We start from the raw sequence: 19,652 nt of genomic DNA, 5'->3' as shown, positions 1-19,652 counted from the left end.
CTATGCGCAGCCTTAACCGCCGCCAGTTCATAGCTTCAGCAACTGCACTCGCAACCCTCCCCAGTTCACGTGCATTTGCCGACGCAAACGCTGACCTCTTGTCTGCACAAGAGGTCAGCGTCCAACTTTTGCCGGATGTTTATGGTCGGACGACACTTTGGGGTTTTAACGGGAATGCGCCAGGTGCCGAGATACGGGTCGCGCAGGGCTCGCGGGTCAAACGCATGCTCCGAAATGTTCTGTCTCAACCGACATCGGTCCATTGGCATGGCATCCGCATCGACAATGCAATGGATGGTGTGTCGGGCCTGACCCAAAGTGCTGTTCTGCCCGGCGAAGAATTCGATTACAACTTTGTGGCACCTGATGCGGGTACCTATTGGTATCACGCCCATAATATGTCCACACAGCAAGTCGCACGTGGCCTTTACGGCCCGCTTATTGTCGAAGAAGCGGATGCGCCCGACGTCGATCGCGAAGAGGTTTTGGTCTTAGATGACTGGCTGGTCAATGCTGATACCGCCCAGTTGGACGATGATTTTGAAGCGTCGCACGCCCTCAGCCATGCGGGAAGGATTGGCAACTTCATCACCACCAATGCGGCGTACAATCTGGTCCTCAATACACGTAAGAACGAGCGTCTGCGTCTGCGCTTGATCAATGCATCGAACGCTCGGATCTTCCCGCTGCAACTGCAGGGTCTCGATGGATGGACGGTTGCCTTGGATGGTATGCCTTTGGCGGTCCCACAGAAAGTGACGGAAGCGCTCGTTTTAGGGCCTGCCCAGAGAGTTGACCTGATCGTTGATGTGATTGCGGACGCAGGCGAGACGGCGCATCTTGTCCACCTCGGGCAACAAGAAGCATTCAGTCAGGTTGCGTTTGAAGTCGGCATTGGTGGTGCAACCACCAGACGGGCGGCACCTGATGCGCTGCCGCCGAACAGCTACACACCCGTGGATCTGGTGAAGGCGACCGCACTGACCTTGAACATGGAAGGCGGCGCCATGGGCGGATTGCGGGCCGCCACACTAGGTGGCGAAGAAAAATCGATGCGCGAGATTGTCGATGCTGGTCGGTTTTGGGCTTTTAATGGCGCCGCCGACGGAATGGATGGTCCACCTCTTGCGCGGGTGAGTATTGGCGAGCATGTTCGTGTGGCAATTCGCAACGACACTGCGTTTCCGCACGCGATGCACTTGCACGGCATGCATTTTCACGAAGTCGCCGAGGATGGTTCTCTCGGATCACTCCGCGATACGACACTTCTTGAAAGAAACACCTCGCGCGAGATTGCATTTGTCGCGGATAATCCCGGAGAGTGGTTGCTGCACTGCCATATGCTGTCCCATGCCGCATCAGGGATGATGACACGGATTGTGGTGGCATGACACGCCGCATGCTGCTTTTCGGGCTTGGTTTTCTGGCTTTGGCAGCCGGAGGGGCTGTTGTTCTGGCGCAGTCAGAAGAAGAGGTTGCCCTGGCTCCAACGGATTTTCCAGTCGATATTGTTGCGGGGGCAGAGCTCTATGGACAGTATTGCGCGTCCTGTCATGGTGCAAACCTCGAAGGCCAAGAGAACTGGCGCAGTCCCGGAGCGGACGGACGCCTGCCAGCCCCCCCACACGATGAAACTGGTCACACTTGGCATCATGCCGACAGCCTACTATTCACCTATACCAAACTTGGCGGCCGAGAGACTTTGGCGGCGCAAGGCATGGATTTTGACAGTGGGATGCCCGGGTTTGGTGAACAACTCAGCGACGAAGAAATCTGGAATATCCTTTCCTACATAAAATCCACATGGCCCGAGCGCGTGCGTGCTGCTCAGGCTGAGCGCACTGCCGCTGACACAGCGGCGCAGGGAGATGAGCGATGAAGAAACTACTGATTAGTACTGCCATGTTGGTGATCCCGTTCATGGCGGCCGCCGATGAGCTGACCGAAGACAGGATCAAACAGCTTGTGCTGGAAGCAATTCGCGAAAATCCGGGAATTGTCTTTGAGGCCGCGCAACTCTTTGAAGAACAACAGCAGGCTAACCAGGCGCTGGTTGCTGCTCAGGTTCTGGCAACAGAGAGAGAAGCCCTTGAGCGCGACCCGAATGCGCCCGTGCTCGGAAACCCTGATGGCGACGTCACTGTGGTCGAATTCTTTGACTACAACTGCCCGTACTGTCGGCGAGTAAAGCCACATATGGAGGCCTTGCTTGCGGCAGACCCGAATGTACGTGTGGTCTACCGTGAGTGGCCGATTTTGGGCGAAGGGTCAGTCTTTGCGGCACGCGCTGCATTGGCATCGCGCAACCAAGGCAAATATGAAGAGTTTCACTGGGCAATGATGGAGCTGAGCGGTCGGGCAGAAGAAGCAAGTGTCATGCGCGCCGCCGAAGACATTGGCCTTGATGTCGTACAACTGCGCCGGGATATGAACGCGCCCGAGATCGACGAGCATATTGCGACGTCCATGCGTCTGAGCCGTGCAATGGGATTTAGCGGAACGCCCTCATTCGTGATTGGCGACAGTCTGGCGCCGGGCCTGATTGATGCTGACCAAATGATCAGCCTGGTCAATCAGGCCCGCGCAAATAACTAAGCGGCGGAGGCTTCATAGCCTGCACCAACGATCGCTGTTTGGACGTCAGATTGCGTAAGGTTGCTTTGAACAGTGACCAAGCGTAGATCAAGGTCGGTGGTGACAACCGCCGACGGATCTTTGGCTTTGATGCCCTTTTCAATTGCCGAGGTGCAATGGCCGCAACTCATTCTGGGTACGCTGAAAATCATATCGCTCTCCGTTCATCTTCTTCCCTTAAGATGCGGCTTCCAGTTGGTGGAGGGTCAACCCGAAATTTGTTAAATCTGAAAAAATTCCAACTTAGGCCTTGAGCTTCCAGTGGCTGGAATCCTTATCTCTATTGCGAGAGTTCACAGGAGCCGCACGATGACCGAACAAGAAACCGTCAATTTATCCATCGAAGGCATGAGTTGTGCTTCCTGTGTCGGCAGGGTCGAGCAGGGGTTAAACGGTGTGGATGGCGTGACCAACGCAACCGTTAATCTTGCGACAGAGGCGGCGACAGTGACGGTTTCTGGGCCGGACGGCCTGAAATCCGCCGTCAATGCTTTGACCGACCTTGGATATCCTGCCCGTACGTCGCGTATCACATTGAACATCGCATCAATGACATGCGCGTCCTGTGTTGGACGTGTCGAGAAAGCCTTCATGACGGCACCCGGCGTGCTTGAGGCGTCGGTCAACCTCGCGGCGGAAAATGCAACTATTGTGTATGTCACCGGGGCGACGACAGCCGAACACCTTGTCGCTGTCAGCAGCGACGCTGGCTACCCGGCCGAAGTCGCGCAAGCAGACGCGCAGGCCTCGCGTTCAGAGCGCAAAGCCGATGAAGCAATGGCCCTCCTGAATCGCGTTGTTTTCGCAGCCATCCTTACTGTGCCCGTGTTTGTTCTGGAAATGGGTGCGCATACAATCCCCAGCTTTCACCATCTGATCGAACGTACCATCGGCATTCAAACATCTTGGCTCATTCAATTTGTTCTTGCGACGATTGTTCTCTTTGGCCCAGGGTGGGGGTTCTTCGCTAAGGGTATCCCCGCTCTGCTGAGACGTACGCCTGATATGAACAGCCTCGTGGCTCTCGGTACAGGTGCAGCATGGAGCTATTCGGTTGTCGCAACATTCCTGCCGCAGGTGCTGCCGGATGGTGTCCGCGCGGTCTACTTTGAAGCAGCAGCTGTTATTGTTGTGCTTATTTTGCTTGGGCGGTGGCTCGAGGCACGTGCCAAAGGAAGAACCGGCGCCGCGATTCAAGCGCTCTTGGGATTGCAAGCAAAGACAGCCCGCGTTTTGCGTGATGGTGAAACCGTCGAGGTCGACATCGACAGGCTTGCAATAGGCGATCTCGTCCTTGTGCGCCCCGGTGAACGGATTCCGGTTGACGGCGCCGTCACTGAAGGCAGCAGCAACGTTGATGAAAGCATGATCACCGGCGAACCGCTTGCAGTGCCAAAAAGCGCTGATGATTTCGTCACTGGCGGGACCGTCAATGGCACCGGCAGCCTGACCTTCGCAGCCACACGGGTTGGTGCAGATACGACCCTCGCACAGATCATTCGCATGGTCGAAGAGGCGCAGGGTGCAAAGTTGCCCATCCAGGGTTTGGTGGACCGCGTCACCATGTGGTTTGTGCCCGCTGTTCTGGCACTTGCACTGCTGACCGTTATTGTTTGGCTTTTGATCGGTCCTGATCCCGCCCTGACCTTTGCGTTGGTTGCAGGCGTATCAGTCCTGATTATCGCATGCCCCTGTGCAATGGGCTTGGCAACGCCCACCTCAATTATGGTCGGCACCGGACGGGCTGCCGAAATGGGTGTATTGTTCCGCAAAGGTGATGCGCTGCAGCATCTCAACGAAGTTGAAATCATCGCGCTGGACAAGACCGGCACTGTGACTGAAGGCCAACCAACACTCACAGACTTGATCACCACACAAGGCTTTGAACGCTCCGAAACCCTCGCCCTAATAGCTGCTGTTGAAGCGCAGTCAGAACATCCTGTTGCCGAGGCCATCGTGCGCTCGGCCGTCGAGGAAGGTCTGGATTTCCCCACTGCGACAGATTTCCGATCCGTGACCGGCTACGGCGTCGAGGCTATGGTCGACGGTCGAAAAGTGCTTGTCGGTGCAGACCGATTTATGGCGCAGCAAATCATCGACACCAAAGCGCTTGAGGCTGACGAACGCTCACTGGCAGAGCAGGGGAGGACAGCGCTCTACGCGGCGATCGACGGATCTCTGGCTGCCGTGATCGCTGTTGCTGACCCTGTCAAAGCGTCCAGTGCCAGCGTCATCGAAGCTTTGCACGCCCGCGGGCTCAAGGTCGCGATGATTACTGGGGACAAACAGGAGACGGCTGATGCCATCGGTCGTGCGGTTGGGATCGACGAGGTGATTGCTGGCGTATTACCTGATGGAAAGGTGAAGGCTCTTGAAAGACTAAGGCAAGGCGGACGCAAGATCGCCTTTGTCGGCGATGGCATTAATGATGCGCCTGCACTTGCACACGCCGATGTTGGGATTGCTATTGGTACAGGAACTGATGTCGCCATCGAGAGCGCAGACGTCGTGTTGATGTCCGGCGACCTGCGCGGTGTTGTGAATGCGGCCGAGGTGTCACAGGCGACAATGCGCAACATCCACCAGAACCTTATCTGGGCATTTGGATATAACGTTGCCTTAATCCCGGTTGCTGCAGGTGCGCTTTACCCAGCCTTTGGATTGCTTCTTTCGCCGGTTTTTGCGGCAGGGGCGATGGCACTTTCATCGGTCTCGGTTCTAACCAACGCTCTGCGTTTGCGGCGCATCACGCCGAAGATGCCCGAGGCAGCGCCACACAAGGCGGCATCGCCCCATTTAATAACGCAACCCGCAGAATAGGAGTTCATTATGAATATCGGAGAAGTATCTGAACGCTCGGGATTACCGCCAAAGACGATCCGTTATTACGAAGACATTAATCTCGTCCGCCCGCTGCGCAGTGACAATGGGTACCGCAGTTTCCGTGAAAGCGACATCCACAAGCTCGCATTCTTGGGGCGTGCGCGAGCCTTAGGATTTTCCATCGAAGACTGCCGCACCTTGATGGGTCTATACGAAGACGAGACCCGTGAGAGCGCGCAGGTGAAAGCTGTGGCCAAAGAACATTTGGCCGAGATCGACAACAAGATCACTCAGCTGAAGTCGATGCGCGAAACACTGTCTCATCTTGTGGAAGCCTGTCAAGGCGACCACCGTCCCGATTGTCCAATCTTGAAGGATTTGTCGCGGGGCGTCTGACTGACTGTCCTATTGCCTTCTATTTTTCTGGTTCTTTTGGAACCATCCAGCACTGGAGACTTGTTTTAGGCTCATCAACAGGCAGAGGAGGGAAAAATGCCAATAGAGGCAAAATTTGATAGCCAATCTTCAACCGACGGACCGCTCGTACATTGCCTATACGACGAAGCGACCGGGTCTTGGCAGTATGTTTGCGTGGACCAGGACTCTAAATCCTGTGCGATTATCGACCCTATTCTAGACTTCGATCCAGCCTCAGCAAGAACATCAACCGAAAGCGCCGAGGTCATTCTGCGCCTTGTTGAAAGTGAAGGATACAAAGTCGACTGGATACTCGACACACATCCTCACGCAGACCATCTGACCGCTGGCCATTGGCTGGCACAACGTACCGCGGCCCCACACGGCATTGGGCAGAAGGTTAGAGACATCGCGATCCTTTGGAGAGACTATTATAATCAGCCTCAATCATTCGTGCCCGACAATTGTTTTGATAGGCTTTTTGCAGATGGCGACAGTCTTCAGATCGGGCGTTTTGAAACTTCTGTCATGTTAAGCTCGGGGCACACGCTTGGGTCCTTATCCTATGTCACCGGCGATGCAATTTTCGCGCATGACACTTTGATGCATGTCGATGTCGGAACAGCCCGCGCAGATTTCCCCGGCGGTAGTTCACTTGACCTGTGGAATTCGATTCAGGCACTCCTCGCTCTTCCAGATGAATCTCGGGTGTTTGTCGGTCATGACTACGGAACAGAGAGCCGGACCGAACCGGCGTGTGTAGCAACTGTTGCGGAGCACCGCAAAAATAACCCTCATGTTGGCGGTACACAAACACGCTCATCGTTCATAGACCTTCGTGACAAGCGAGATGATACCCTCGGTCTTCCAGACCGCATGCTTTATGCACTTCAGGTCAACCTGAGGGGTGGCCGTCTGCCTGAGCCAGAGGATGATGGCCACTCTTATTTCAAAATTCCTGCAAACAAATTCTGAGGTGAAATCATGGACACAGAAAACATTGAACGGCGAACTGCAAACCTGGACAACAGATGAAGTTGCTGATGCGATAGCGAACGAAAAGATCGTCCTGATCGATGTTCGTACTCCCGCCGAATACGCTTTCGAACATGTGGAAGGGGCTATGCTTTTGCCAATGGCATTTTTTGATCCCAAGTTTCTTCCGGGCGAAGAAGGCAAAACAGTCGTCTTGATGTGTGGCTCATCAGCGAGATCAGGCAAAATGGCCTGCAAAGCTCTGATGTCCGGCCGAGAGCGTATCGCACATTTGGATGGTGGCTTCGCTGCTTGGAAGAAAGCGGGTCAACCATACATTACGACTGACATGGCAAGCGGCGCCCCTGTTCGAAAGGCGCCTGACTGATGGCTTCGCACTGAAACCCACTAACATTTCCTAGAAGGGTGCGATTATGCTCCTTGCTATCGCCCTTGGTGTCGCTTGCTTCACTGTATGCGGTGCAATTCACTTTCTTGCGTTGAACAAAGCCGCTCAAATCACGGGCAATCTTAAAAGCTCGAATTCGTTGCAGATGCTCGTAGCCGTACACATTACAGCCGCAGCGCACGTGCTAGAAGCAGGCGTTTACGGGTTCGCCTATATGATGGGCTTGAGGTTCGGTATTGGGGAATTTCAGTCAGATACGGCTTTGTCTGCTATGGATGTTCTACATTTTTCTTTGATTACGTACACCTCGTTGGGGCTCGGAGATGTGGTACCAACCAATCATCTGCGCTTCATTTCCGGCCTTGAAGCATTGAACGGCTTTCTGCTGATAAGTTGTTCGGCATCCTTTATCTTCATTCAAATGTCGCGATCACGCAAAAAATATTGAAATCTGTAGGAACCCTCCGGCGCGGGAAGGTTATTTTTCTATCACACTATGCTGGATGGAGACAATAAATGACCAATTTTGCGAACCAAGATACCTCTACTGGGCGTCGTGGTGACACCGACGCTAAAAGCCACCAAGACGCCAGTCATTCCGACACGCATTCTGGTTCATCTTATGGTCGGTTCTTCGCTATGGTTGGCACATCGACTGCGCTGATGTTCGGCCTGATGTTCATCAACTCTTACTCGGTTGAACATCTCTATTGGAGCGAAACACGTTTCTATATGACCTTTGTCATGGGCGCGACCATGGCCATCGTCATGTTATTGTTCATGCTAAATATGTACAAGAGTACATCGGCGAACGTTGCGATCATTGCTGGCTCCGCCATCGTATTTGCCGGGGCTTTGTGGCTGGTGCGAAGTCAGGTGACTGTCCAAGACGAAAGCTGGATGAGCGCAATGATCCCGCACCACTCAATCGCGATTATGACAAGTGAGAGGGCCGAAACAACTGACCCGCGTGTCAGTGCGCTTGCGGCCGAAATTGTGACAGCCCAAAATCGCGAAATCTCTGAGATGCGCTATCTGATTGATGATATCGCACAGAATGGTGAGGCGGGACCAGAATGGCCTTTGGGCGAAGCGGAAGGGCCTGCGCAGCTAGAGAGCTTGCAGGACGCAATTGCAACACCAATCATCGCAGGGATCCGTCCGGCACCGCTGGCGACAGACGAAATCAATTCTGCGCTTGGTTCAGGGGGTGAATGCACCTTTATTCGCGCGGTAAATGCGAACCCGATCTTGGTGACTGATGGCATCGGCACCGGCGTGGCAAAAATTTCTGGATCGCTTGTTACTTTCGCAGCCGACGGGCCGGTCAATTCTGGCGGCCTGCTGACGGCTGATGGCGGTCAATTGACGCTTACACCGGGCGATGCGGACGGTGATGATGCGACCCTACTGTTTGAATTGACGGGCGCGCAGCCGTTGGCCGTTGGTTTCACCGGCTACTGGACCTGCAGCAACTAAAAGGAAGGTGAATATGCCCAAGGATATTAAAACGACCGGCAAAATTGCGATCCTTCACCGGATGGTCATGGAAGAGCATGTTTGCCCCTATGGTCTGAAATCCAAGGACCTTCTGGAGCGGCGGGGGTTCGAAGTGGATGATCGCCATCTGACGACGCGCGAAGAAACGGACAAGTTCAAAGAGAAATATAACGTTGAAACGACACCGCAGACATTTATCGATGGTGATCGCGTCGGTGGGTATGATGCCCTGCGCGAACGTTTTGGCGATGATGTGCCTGACAAAGATGCGACAAGCTATCAGCCAGTGATCGCCATCTTTTCCGTCTCCTTCCTTATGGCGTTGGGATTGAGTTGGGGATTTTATGGTTCTGTCGCGACACTCAGAGCATTTGAATGGTTCATTGCCATATCGATGTGTTTTCTTGCTGTGCAGAAACTGCAGGACATCGAAAGCTTTTCGACCATGTTCCTAAATTATGACCTGCTTGCTCAGAGATGGGTGCGGTACGGCTATGTCTACCCGTTTGGAGAGGCCATCGCCGGGATTGTCATGGTGGCCGGGGCGCTTGTCTGGGTCAGCGCACCCATCGCACTTACGATCGGGACAATCGGTGCGGTCTCAGTGTTCAAAGCTGTCTACATCGACAAGCGCGAATTGAAATGTGCCTGTGTCGGTGGCAGCTCGAATGTGCCGCTTGGGTTTGTGTCTTTGACAGAAAACCTGATGATGATCTTTATGGGGTTTTGGATGCCGGCGCGTGCTATGGGGCTGTTCTAGTCGCCCGCAAAGGTATGGGCAGGATCGCTTAGTTCCCAAGACCAGCCATCGGTGCTGTGCACATCGCTTGGTGGCACTATGCAGACAACTTTATCTGTGCCGCCGCATCCCGCAAAATGACCCTTCGTTCGGATTTGCGAACGATTGCGGCGTTTGAGATGACGCGGTATTAGTCCGTGCACGCAAAAGAGGGGGCCGTCATGCGGTTTTGGGAGACGGTGAGCCTTATTCTGGTTTTGTCCATGGTTGGGCTGACCTATGAAATTGCGGCTGGCCGCGTATTGGCCCCGTTTTTTGGGACGTCGCTGGTCACTTGGACCACTGTAATCGCGACGGTCTTAGCAGGGTTTTCGTTGGGTAGCGCACTCGGCGGGTTGATTGCAGAACGCGAGCGAGATGTCGCGGCGTAGATCGTCAGGAGAGCTCTGATAGCTACTGCATTGCTGATGGCGTTGTCACCGACAATCCTTTCGATACTGTATGGGCTAGGAGCGCGTAATACGGGTGGGATGATCCTGTCGGTTATCGTAGCGTTCTTTCCCGCGTCAGTGCTTGTCAGCTTTCCCTCTCCCTATTTGGCGAAGCTGGCTGTTGAGGCGCGGCCAGGACGAGAGGGATCATCGTTGGGCATCGTACTAGCGGCTGGTTCATTGGGCGCCATCGTAGGGGCGATTTTGGCAGGATTTGTGGCATTACCGCTCTTGGGTTCGGCACTGACCTTTGCAGGATGCGGTGCTATAGCTCTGTTATGCGTCCTTTTCGTGCGTGGCGGTCCGCAGTCTATACTCGGAGTGATCGCACCTGCTGGATTGATCATAGCATTAGGACTTACGAATGGGCCGGTCTGTCGATATGAATCGGGCTTATCCTGCATCGACGTCGGTCAGCGCAACGGTGAAGTTCGCCTATTTTCAGACCGCATTACGCAAGCGGCTGAGCGGATAAATTCTAACGGTGCTCGATCGCAAGAGGGCGCATTGATTCTGCGTTATACGCAAATGCTATGGGCGCGCATGTCGCTTGATCTGCCTACAGATGCAAACGTACTCTTTGTGGGTGGCGGCGGGTATACGTTGCCAAGTCAGTTGTTGAGTATGCGCCCACTAGCACGAGCCGTAGCGGTCGAGATAGACCCGCTTATAACTGCAGTGGCGAAGGAAAACCTCCCTTGGGCCGGCTCTGTAATCCGAAATAACAGACGGCTCGAGATCGTTCATGCGGATGGGCGAAGGTTTATCAATGAAACAGAACGCCAGTTTGATGCGGTTGTTATGGATGCGTTTTCATCCGGATCTGTCCCCGCCCATCTGGTGACGCTGGAGACCTATCAGCGACTGCGCGAGATTGTCGCCGGACCAGTCTATGTGAACCTAATCGACAAGCCAGACGGACGGCTGGCCCGAGGCACTTTTGCCATCCTTTCGCAGCTTTATCCGCACGTATCCGCAGTCATGGGACCCGTTAGTGCGCGCGGCTACGCCAATACTATCCTGATAGCGTCTCCTGTACCGCTTCCGCCACTTGACGGAATGCCGAGTGAGTACATGGATACAACAATCACACCAAGCCGCCCATTTACAGACAATCGTGGCTGGATCGGGCATCGCTAGGTTTAACGAACACGCATTCTGTCGCACCTCCGACAACCTTTACCGCATCATCATGTATTAGAAGAGAGCATGTGCTCAGCGCAAAGCAGCCTCGTCCAGGACTGCCATCACGGCGGCCGTTGATAACACCTCTGATAGAATGATCCCATCAGGCGCATTTGGCCCATACACAATATTGAACGGAATCCCAAAACGGTCATGAGACTCCAGATATCGCGAAATGGCGGGGTCGGAACGTGTCCAATCAGCTTGCATAGCGATGACATCGTTACCTTGAAGCCGGTCAAAAATAGGTGCGCGATCTAGGACCAATGCCTTGTTTGCCTTACAGGTCAGACACCAGTCTGCGGTAACATCGACGAAAACCGTCTTGCCTTGGGACACAAGGCGGGGGATCTCGCCACGGTCGAAGACGACCCAATCCTGATCAACCTGTTTCGCCTCTGCTGGCGAGGTCACGCTACCGGTCATGGCAAGACCGAAAATCGCGATGACGGTGAGTGAGACAACTCGGGTCAAGCTACCAATCTTTGGAATAGCTGCAATCGCCACGAAAAGGGTCGCCAAGCCAAGCAAAAATGCTGCGGCCTGCACCCCCGCTACGCCGCTTAGGACCCACAATAACCAAGCCGCCGTTGCCGCTAGAAGCAAGCCCAGAACCCATTTGATAACAACCATCCAGCGTCCAGGCTTTGGCATCAGTCTGATCAAGCCGGGCTTCCATGCAAAAAGGAGATAAGGCAGGGCGAGCCCAAGACCCAACGCCGTAAACACTACAATCACATCAACTGGCTGCCCTGTCAGGGCAAAGGCAACAGCTGTGCCAAGGAAGGGTGCAGAGCACGGTGTGGCCAATACGGCTGCGAAAGCACCTGTGGCAAAGTCCCCGCCATATCCTTCGCGCCCGCTAGATCGCGCTAGCCGCGTTTGCAATCCGGATGGCAATGAGATCTCGAATACGCCGAACAGATTTGCCGCAAAAACTGCGAGCACCAAAAACATGATCGTCAGGAATACAGGACTTTGAAACTGCACACCCCAGCCCACGGTGACCCCAACGGATTGCAGTGCCAGAATTGTAGCTGAGAGGACCCACATGAAGGCCAAGACGCCAAGAGCTGACATCAGGAAGCCGTAGCGGACTTGTTGCGCAGGTTTGTCAGCTTGGTTCAGCACTGACGTCAGCTTGATGGAAAGAACAGGCAGCACGCAGGGCATGACGTTTAGTATCAATCCACCCAGCAGCGCAAACATGGCGATTGTCATGATCTGAGACAGGTCGGGCCGACCCTCTGTCAGTGTGAAAGGTGCCTGCGGTACATCTTGCGACCAAGCTGGGTTTGCCGTGACAGAACGTGAGCCATCTGTCAGCGTTACCTGTACCAGTGGAACAACAGCATCGCGGGCGTAAAGGGGCAGCTTTGCCCATACTTCCGTTCCAGAACTATTGGTTCTGATATCAGGCTTACCAAAGGTGAAGCTAGGACCCATTTCAGGAAAAACATCCGGCGCAACAAAGCGGTTCTCGGAACTGGCAGTCACATAAAGCGCATCATCGGTGATGACTGCTGTTTCGACAACGATGTCGCTTGCAGCAGGGTCCAAGGGAACCTTGCGCGCGTACTCAGTAATCAGATCACCCGCATTCAGGTCGATCCCGACTCCAGCGGGCAGTGAAAGGCTCAAGGTGAAATCATGTGGAACACAGATTTCGGAGCATGTCAGCAAGGTTACGCTCGCGTTTAACAGCGCCGGCTCACCGGCTTCTTGCAAATGAATCTGAACAGGCAGGACAACCCGGTCGTGATAGCCGAAATTTTCGATGCCAAACGCGGTGAACCTCTCGGGGGCAGGCCATAGAATTTCTGCACTGGCAAGGTTCTGCGACCCATCCCAAGAAATTTGTGGTGGCAAACCAACCTCGCCCGGTGAGCGCCAGTATGCTTTCCAACCTTCCTCAAGTTTGAGGTCCAATCCAAGGGAAAGCGTCGTCGCATTGGGAGGAACCGCATTCTCCACCGAAATCAACCGCGCGGTTATAGCAGGGTTGGTGTAGGGTTCCGAGACCTCAGCCACTACCATGGATGCCCAGAGGATACTCAGAACCGTGAATAAGAAATTTCGGCTGGCAGACAGCATTGATGTGCTCGCTCAGGTGATGTGATCAGTCCCAGTGATAAACCTGTCGTCCTTCAATGAAGAGTTCAGAAATGTATCAAAATGTCTGACTGATGCGGCCTTTCGGCAGGGCTCTATCTATGCTTTTTAGGTGCTGATCGAACCCAAAAGGTAGATGATGAACATCAATCGACGGCAGTTGCTTATTGGATTAAGTGCGGCAGCGCTGCCCCAGCCAATACTGGCGGCAGAAAGCAGCGTTATCTTACGTCCTACAAGAGTGGGGTTGTCGGTCAACGGGCGCATGATCGAGATGCTGGGTTTCAACAACTCTGTCCCTGGTCCAGAAATCAGGCTGCCTCAAAACGACACCCTATCGGCCCGCCTTGAGAACACGCTTGAGGAGGGGACCATGATCCATTGGCACGGTATCAGGCTTCCCAATACGATGGATGGCGTAAACGTCCTCACGCAGGACGCGGTCATACCGGGCGGCAGTTTTGACTACCGTTTCGCCGTGCCGGATGCAGGGACATTCTGGTATCACTCACATTATCTTTCCCTCGACCAAGTCAGCCGCGGCATGTTTGGACCTTTGATTGTTGAAGAGCGTAACCCACCTGACGTCGATCAAGACATCACGATCCAGCTTTTAGATATTCTCACCGACGCAGAAGGCAATTTCGACCGTGCGTTTCATCCAGCTCACTACACGACAGAGGGGCGGCTTGGTGATGTCATGACAGCCTTTTCATCATCATCTCAGACGCGTGTTGGTGAGCGATTGCGCCTGCGGTTGATCAATCCGTCAGTTGATCGGGTGTTCAAGATCGCACTCCAAGGGTTGTCCGGCGTGGTCGTCGCACTTGACGGCATGCCACTGGCGGAACCGCAGCTACTGAGCGAACTGGTCTTAGCGCCGGGGCAACGCGTCGATGTGATTGGAGATGTTGAAGCAGATGTTCATGTTCTTGAGCAATCAGCATCCAAACCATTGTTGCTGACCAAGATCAGCCCATCCGGTTCCCGCGACGAAAGACAGACGGCATTCGCACCATTGCCACCAAACCGCCTGCCGCAGCCCGGCCGTATCACGCAAAGCGTTGATCTTGTGATGCAAGGCGGGGCAGGGGGAAAACCACATAGCGGCTTTGGCAGTTGGGCCTTGAACGATGTAAGTGGCCTGCCGCGGCAGCCGATCATATCGGCAGGGCGTGGTGAAACAGTCCTTATTCGACTGCGCAATGATACGGCTTTTCCGCACGGTATTCATCTACATGGTCATCATTTTTGGGAAACCGACGAAAGCCAAGCGCCGACGGTCCTGCGCGACACGACGCTTGTTGAAGCAGGAGAAAGCCGAGAGATACTCTGTGTCCTCGACAATCCCGGCGCATGGTTGATTCATTGTCATATGTTGAGCCATCAAGAAGACGGCATGGCCACCTGGTTGCTGGTCGCGTAGCCTCAGGATGATGTGCGGCTAGTCTTTAGCGGCGATAGGCGTTTGCCAAATTGTGCTGATAAGCCGAGCAGAAACTGGCTCGTCGAGCATGGCGGCAAATTCGCTGCGCGCTACCGCATTCGCCTCACACAGCTGTTGCAGTTCTGCGCGCAGATGAGTGTCTATCAGCAAGGCTTTTTCGAGCATTTCAGTCTCTGCTTCGGTCAACTCACCATCGAGGAAGGCGCTCAGTTGTTCGCTGTTTCGCGTCAATTCAATACCCCCGTAATTAGCGTTCCGGCTTGGTCCTGCGTCGGTATTTCTGGTGACATGTCACGCATAATTGCACTGCTCAGCCCACCCTTCTTCACGCTCCAACGCTATGATCCTCATAATCATTGAATCGCTGACTTGACCCTGAACAACCGTGCGCCCAATCACGAGGGCAGGCGTTCCCACTAGTGCCAACGCACGCGACAATGCGGCGCTGTTTTCCAATTCCTGAGAAACCGCTGTGCTATCGATGTCTGCGAGCAATTGTTCCTCATCGATTTCTAGATCTTGGGATAATCGGGCCAAGTATTCTGGGTTTGCGACAAATGGCGTTTTCATCAGCCTTTCATGAAACGCGACATATGCACCTTGTCGCTTGGCAGCCAAAGCTGCTTTTGCTGCAAGGCTGGACCCTTCTCCGAGTAAAGGAAGCTCATGCCATGCGACAGATATTTCATTACCTTTGGACTTGACGATATCTGCAAGGCGCTTTGTTTGGATTCTGCAAAACGGGCAATAATAGTCTGAAAAAGACGCAACGGGAACTTGCCCTGTCGTGAGGTCAAGCTCACCGTATAATGCGCGACAGACGTTTTCACCGATCCGTGCATCTGCCCGTAGTTTCGCCTCTCTATTGGCCGCAGAATCGTTATTGCCCATCCCTACAAAAGGGTCGAAAGAACCACCACTTGTCTCACCCGCAACGAATTTACGAAATCCAATCGGCCGATCTAAGTTCACCAATTGAAGCTCTTGCGGTATTAGGTTTGGGCCGTACCTGAACGCAGCATAACCCGCCACAACCGCTGATAGCGTGATCAGAGTGCTGCGCTTTTTCTCGTCCACACTGCGCCCCTTTCTATGCATCTAAGCCCTTTTCTATAGGCTTTTGAAAGTCATTTGATCAACTTTACATATCGATACAAGACAGTCGGCTCGACTGGGTTACGCCGATTTGCGCTGGCTTCTAGGATAGATATTCTAAGCAACCGAGACCCAGAGCGAGTGACGCCATATGGACCATGATCATTCGAACAAGCCGCAAAGTGATGATCGCATAACCCTCAGCAGTGCTGTTGCGATGGGAACAGGCGTCATGATTGGCGCGGGTATCTTTGCGCTTACGGGCCAAATTGCGCAGCTCGCCGGACCGATTTTTCCTTTGACATTCATTGCCGGCGCGATTGTGACCAGTTTCAGCGCCTACAGCTACATCAAAATGTCAAACGCTTGGCCTTCATCAGGTGGTATCGCGATGATACTGCAAAAGGCTTATGGGCCCGGGGCCATTGCTGCGGCCGCGGCACTCCTAATGGCGATATCTATGGTGATCGCAGAGAGCTTGGTCGCACGTACGTTTGCGACTTATGTTTTGAGGCCATTTGGAATCTCTGACGGACCTCTCATACCGGTGCTCGCGGTAGGCGTCATCGTCTTTGCCTTCATTGTGAACAAATTTGGGAGTAGATCGGTCGGTGCATTGTCTCTCGTGATGGCATTTTTGAAGATAGGGGGTATCGCCCTGTTCGGCATTGCGGCGCTGTGGGCGGGTGGATTTTCCTTCGCAGCCGAAACCGAAGCAACATTCGAAGGTGATGTAATCGGTTTTGTCGCATCCGTCGCTCTTGCCATTCTCGCCTTCAAGGGTTTCACGACGATTACCAACAGCGGTGGAGAGATCGTGGATCCGCATCGCAACGTTGGCCGGACGATCATGATCTCTATTGCCATATGCGTTGTCGTATACTTGCTCGTGGCATTTGCTGTCGGTTCGAGCCTAACCATTGATGAAATCATCGCTGCAAAGGACTATTCGCTCGCCGAGGCCGCGGCACCTGTTCTGGGGCAAACCGGTTTCTACTTCACAGTGGTTTTGGCAGCAGTAGCAACCGCCTCTGGCGTCTTGGCCAGCGTTTTCGCGGTATCTCGCATGCTCGCGATGCTGACGGACATGAAAATGATCCCGCATCGGCATTTTGGCATGTCGGGGCCGATCCAAGGTCATATGCTGGTCTATACGGTCGTCGTTGCATCGTTTTTAGCCGTCTTCTTCGACTTGTCTCGTATCGCATCGCTGGGTGCATTCTTCTATCTAGTGATGGACATGATTGTGCACTGGGGCGTTTGGCGATTTATGCGTCACGAGATCAAGGCAAACGGACTAGTCATCCTCATTGCATTGGCTCTAGATGCGGTTGTGCTGGTGGCATTCACGATAATGAAGCTGAGATCAGACCCCTCCATTGTGGTCATCGCCATCTTTTCAATCATCACAGTATTTGTGCTTCAGAGGATTTACCTTTCTCGCTGGATTGCACCCGCACAAGAAAGCGCGCATGGATAATTACAAATCGTTACAAAACTCATTGCGCTCAAAGGGTTCTAGGCATGGACGATGCCTCATTTGTAAGCCATTTTCGCGGCTGATCACGTTCACCTGAGTAACTTCATATGACATACAAATCGCACCACGTTGCTATTCTGGCATCCGCGGGCTCACTGTCCCTGCTTTCGGGCGCATGGATATTCCAAGCACTTGGATACGCGCCTTGTGCGATGTGCATTTGGCAACGTTATCCGCATGCAATTGCCATTCTCTTGGGATTGGTTGTCCTCTTCGGCCTGCGACACATCGGAATCTATTTACTTGGCGCGGCAGCGGCGGCAACCACGGCTGGCTTGGGGCTATATCACTCCGGTGTCGAACGCGGCTGGTGGGAAGGGCCAAGCACATGTACTGGTTCAGGTTTCGACATGTTGGGCCTGTCAGGACAACAGTTGCTATCAACTAGCGGGCCCTCAAACGTTGTAATGTGTGATGAAGTCGTCTGGGAGTTTCTCAGCCTTTCGATGGCAAGTTGGAATGCGATTTTTAGCCTGATGATCGCGGTCTTCTGGGTTATCGCTGCAGTATTGGCTTACCGTTCGCGTGCATCTGTCTGAGGCGCAGTTCCGCGCAATTGACCCCCTAACAAACGGACACGGCTTATGCAGCAAGTAATACTTCGAAACACATTTTGGTTGGGGTTCTTTGCAATTGTGCTGTGGGCTTGGTGGGTCATGTTCAGCATGACAATCGCGCCAATGTCGATGATGCCTAGCAAGTATCTGGGTCTACTCTCAATGTGGGCGATCATGATGGCGGCGATGATGGGCCCGACTTTTGTCCCAACTATGCGCGCTTATGAAGACCTGATTACATCGGCCGATGGGAGCAGATCAGGTTCCATCGGCGTGGTCCTGGGCTTCTTTGTTGTTTGGGTGGGTTTCGCGGGGTTGATCGCATTCGCGCAGTATCGGCTGATCGAAGTTGGCTTGCTAACGGCTATGGGACAGTCCGTATCGAAGTATTTCTCGGCGGGCCTGCTGCTGTCAGCCGGTATCTATCAGTTTACCGCTCTCAAGGATCGATGCTTGGATCACTGCAGGTCGCCGACATTCCAGTTCCTCGCACACTGGCGGACGGGCTTCTCTGGCGGGGTCTACATGGGACTGCACCACGGCGCGTATTGCGTCGCCTGCTGTTGGGGGCTCATGGTCATTGGCTTTGTTGGTGGAGTCATGGATTTACTTTGGATGGGGGGCGCGACGCTCTTGATGACATTGGAAAAGCTACCACAGGTGGGTAGATACCTGACGCGACCACTCGGCGTGGGCCTGATCTCCTGGGGCATTTTCACCCTCATTCAATGAGGGGCACCACGGGCCAGCAAGCCGGCTATGCGCGCCTCAATCTTTAAAAAACGAGGGACCAATGATGATCGGCTATCTTCCATTTCCTGAGATCGGGACCGAGATATTTGCGCTTGAGCTAGGTGGATTTCGACTAGCGCTGCGTTGGTATGCGCTTGCTTACATCATTGGGCTCTTTGTTGGTTGGCGCATTTGTGCAAGAACTATCAGCCGGGCTGATTTCTGGACAAAGGCTGGACCACCGTTGTCAAAGCGGCAGTTGGAAGACTTGTTCACCTGGATCGTCGCGGGCGTGATTATCGGGGGGCGGCTGGGATTTGTTCTGTTTTACCAGCCGGAATACTACCTCGAGAACCCACTGGAAATCCTGATGGTATGGCAAGGTGGCATGTCATTTCACGGCGGATTTCTCGGCGTCGTTCTCTCAAAGCTGATTTTTTGTCATCGGCAAGGTGCCGCTGTCCTACCAACAGCAGATCTTTTGGCAATCGCCACACCACCCGGTCTTTTCCTGGGGCGGGTGGCGAACTTCACCAACAACGAGCTTTGGGGGCGGCCGACCGATCTGCCATGGGGTGTGGCATTCCCCGGAGAGGTGGCGCAGGCCTGTCCCGGAGTTGTTGGTGTTTGCGCACGGCACCCGTCTCAACTTTACGAAGCTATTCTTGAAGGTTTGATACTCGGGGCATTACTGCTGTTTCTGGCTTGGCGCAGCGGTTGGTTACGTTCCCCCGGTCGGCTTACTGGTCTATTTTTGCTGGGTTATGGAAGCTCTCGTGTTTTTGTCGAGTTTTTCCGACAGCCGGACATGCAGTTTGTTAAACCCGACAATCCGGTTGGTCATGCACTGCACTGGGGAAACTGGGGCATCACGATGGGGCAGAGCCTCTCCATTCCAATGATCTTGGTTGGTGTTGTATTGATCCTATGGCCTGTTCTTTGGCAAAGGAACGCAGGGCTACCGAACCAACCCTAGCGCGGCACCGACCGTTTCTT

At 53.9% G+C, this 19,652-nt stretch carries 19 protein-coding genes and 1 pseudogene; 16 read left to right on the top strand and 4 right to left on the bottom strand.

The window, feature by feature from the left end; translation table 11 throughout:
• Positions 1-2: 2 nt before the first annotated feature.
• Genes AN189_RS14280 through AN189_RS14270 form a run of 3 tightly spaced genes read left to right on the top strand, consistent with a single transcriptional unit; the run spans position 3 to position 2,595 of the window.
• Entirely contained in the window at positions 3-1,391 is a 1,389-nt protein-coding gene (locus AN189_RS14280) for a multicopper oxidase family protein (protein WP_056037208.1), read from the top strand.
• A complete protein-coding gene (locus AN189_RS14275; RefSeq protein ID WP_056037204.1) occupies positions 1,388-1,879 on the top strand; it encodes a cytochrome c in 492 nt (163 codons plus the stop codon). The genes AN189_RS14280 and AN189_RS14275 overlap by 4 nt, the downstream gene beginning before the upstream one ends.
• Positions 1,876-2,595: a DsbA family protein gene (locus AN189_RS14270; RefSeq protein ID WP_056037202.1), complete on the top strand. Its 720-nt coding sequence runs from the start codon at positions 1,876-1,878 to the stop codon at positions 2,593-2,595. Before AN189_RS14275 ends, AN189_RS14270 begins: the two co-directional genes overlap by 4 nt.
• Here AN189_RS14270 and AN189_RS14265 read toward each other — a convergent pair.
• A complete protein-coding gene (locus AN189_RS14265) occupies positions 2,592-2,786 on the bottom strand; it encodes a heavy-metal-associated domain-containing protein (protein WP_055687632.1) in 195 nt (64 codons plus the stop codon). The genes AN189_RS14270 and AN189_RS14265 overlap by 4 nt on opposite strands.
• Positions 2,787-2,943: 157 nt before the next feature.
• On the opposite strand from AN189_RS14265, the gene AN189_RS14260 reads away from it, so the two are divergent.
• The 8 genes and pseudogenes from AN189_RS14260 (at position 2,944) to AN189_RS14230 (ending at position 11,128) form a co-directional block, all read left to right on the top strand.
• Positions 2,944-5,454: a heavy metal translocating P-type ATPase gene (locus AN189_RS14260; RefSeq protein WP_056037198.1), complete on the top strand. Its 2,511-nt coding sequence runs from the start codon at positions 2,944-2,946 to the stop codon at positions 5,452-5,454.
• A gap of 9 nt (positions 5,455-5,463) precedes the next feature.
• Complete coding sequence (gene cueR, locus AN189_RS14255) at positions 5,464-5,853, top strand: Cu(I)-responsive transcriptional regulator (RefSeq protein ID WP_056037196.1); 390 nt, start codon at positions 5,464-5,466, stop codon at positions 5,851-5,853.
• 96 nt (positions 5,854-5,949) lie between these two features.
• Positions 5,950-6,849, top strand: a complete 900-nt coding sequence (locus tag AN189_RS18850; RefSeq protein WP_083484430.1) for an MBL fold metallo-hydrolase — start codon at positions 5,950-5,952, stop codon at positions 6,847-6,849.
• Complete coding sequence (locus AN189_RS14250; RefSeq protein WP_056037192.1) at positions 6,809-7,237, top strand: rhodanese-like domain-containing protein; 429 nt, start codon at positions 6,809-6,811, stop codon at positions 7,235-7,237. Before AN189_RS18850 ends, AN189_RS14250 begins: the two co-directional genes overlap by 41 nt.
• A gap of 46 nt (positions 7,238-7,283) precedes the next feature.
• Positions 7,284-7,706, top strand: a complete 423-nt coding sequence (locus AN189_RS14245; RefSeq protein ID WP_056037189.1) for an ion channel — start codon at positions 7,284-7,286, stop codon at positions 7,704-7,706.
• Positions 7,707-7,774: 68 nt separating this feature from the next.
• On the top strand, positions 7,775-8,737 hold the full coding sequence (locus AN189_RS14240) for a DUF6692 family protein (RefSeq protein WP_083484429.1): 963 nt from the start codon (positions 7,775-7,777) through the stop codon (positions 8,735-8,737).
• 13 nt (positions 8,738-8,750) lie between these two features.
• A complete protein-coding gene (locus tag AN189_RS14235) occupies positions 8,751-9,518 on the top strand; it encodes a glutaredoxin (RefSeq protein ID WP_056037279.1) in 768 nt (255 codons plus the stop codon).
• 200 nt (positions 9,519-9,718) lie between these two features.
• Positions 9,719-11,128, top strand: a pseudogene (locus AN189_RS14230) (fused MFS/spermidine synthase).
• Positions 11,129-11,203: 75 nt separating this feature from the next.
• Here AN189_RS14230 and AN189_RS14225 read toward each other — a convergent pair.
• Complete coding sequence (locus tag AN189_RS14225; protein WP_056037183.1) at positions 11,204-13,267, bottom strand: protein-disulfide reductase DsbD; 2,064 nt, start codon at positions 13,265-13,267, stop codon at positions 11,204-11,206.
• A gap of 154 nt (positions 13,268-13,421) precedes the next feature.
• Between AN189_RS14225 and AN189_RS14220 the strand changes: the two genes are divergently transcribed.
• On the top strand, positions 13,422-14,711 hold the full coding sequence (locus AN189_RS14220; RefSeq protein WP_253279628.1) for a multicopper oxidase family protein: 1,290 nt from the start codon (positions 13,422-13,424) through the stop codon (positions 14,709-14,711).
• Positions 14,712-14,729: 18 nt separating this feature from the next.
• Here the strand turns inward: AN189_RS14220 and AN189_RS14215 are convergent, their stop codons facing one another.
• Both AN189_RS14215 and AN189_RS14210 read right to left on the bottom strand, forming a co-directional pair.
• A complete protein-coding gene (locus AN189_RS14215) occupies positions 14,730-14,963 on the bottom strand; it encodes an anti-sigma factor (RefSeq protein WP_056037180.1) in 234 nt (77 codons plus the stop codon).
• A gap of 60 nt (positions 14,964-15,023) precedes the next feature.
• Positions 15,024-15,809 (bottom strand): DsbA family protein, encoded by a 786-nt coding sequence (locus AN189_RS14210; protein WP_056037276.1) that lies wholly within the window; start codon positions 15,807-15,809, stop codon positions 15,024-15,026.
• Between the two features lie 169 nt (positions 15,810-15,978).
• On the opposite strand from AN189_RS14210, the gene AN189_RS14205 reads away from it, so the two are divergent.
• The 4 genes from AN189_RS14205 to lgt all read left to right on the top strand — a co-directional run bounded on the left by AN189_RS14205 (position 15,979) and on the right by lgt (position 19,632).
• Positions 15,979-17,307: an APC family permease gene (locus AN189_RS14205; RefSeq protein ID WP_056037177.1), complete on the top strand. Its 1,329-nt coding sequence runs from the start codon at positions 15,979-15,981 to the stop codon at positions 17,305-17,307.
• A 107-nt stretch (positions 17,308-17,414) separates the two neighbouring features.
• A complete protein-coding gene (locus AN189_RS18845) occupies positions 17,415-17,906 on the top strand; it encodes a disulfide bond formation protein B (protein WP_083484427.1) in 492 nt (163 codons plus the stop codon).
• 117 nt (positions 17,907-18,023) lie between these two features.
• A complete protein-coding gene (locus AN189_RS14200) occupies positions 18,024-18,656 on the top strand; it encodes a DUF2182 domain-containing protein (protein WP_367379444.1) in 633 nt (210 codons plus the stop codon).
• A 61-nt stretch (positions 18,657-18,717) separates the two neighbouring features.
• Entirely contained in the window at positions 18,718-19,632 is a 915-nt protein-coding gene (gene lgt, locus AN189_RS14195) for a prolipoprotein diacylglyceryl transferase (protein ID WP_056037172.1), read from the top strand.
• The last annotated feature ends 20 nt before the right edge of the window (positions 19,633-19,652 follow it).

Origin of the sequence: Loktanella sp. 3ANDIMAR09, assembly GCF_001420005.1 — a bacterium.
GTDB lineage: Bacteria > Pseudomonadota > Alphaproteobacteria > Rhodobacterales > Rhodobacteraceae > Loktanella.
The sequence above is the reverse complement of the archived record's forward strand: the minus strand, read 5'-3'. Positions and strand labels throughout refer to the sequence as shown.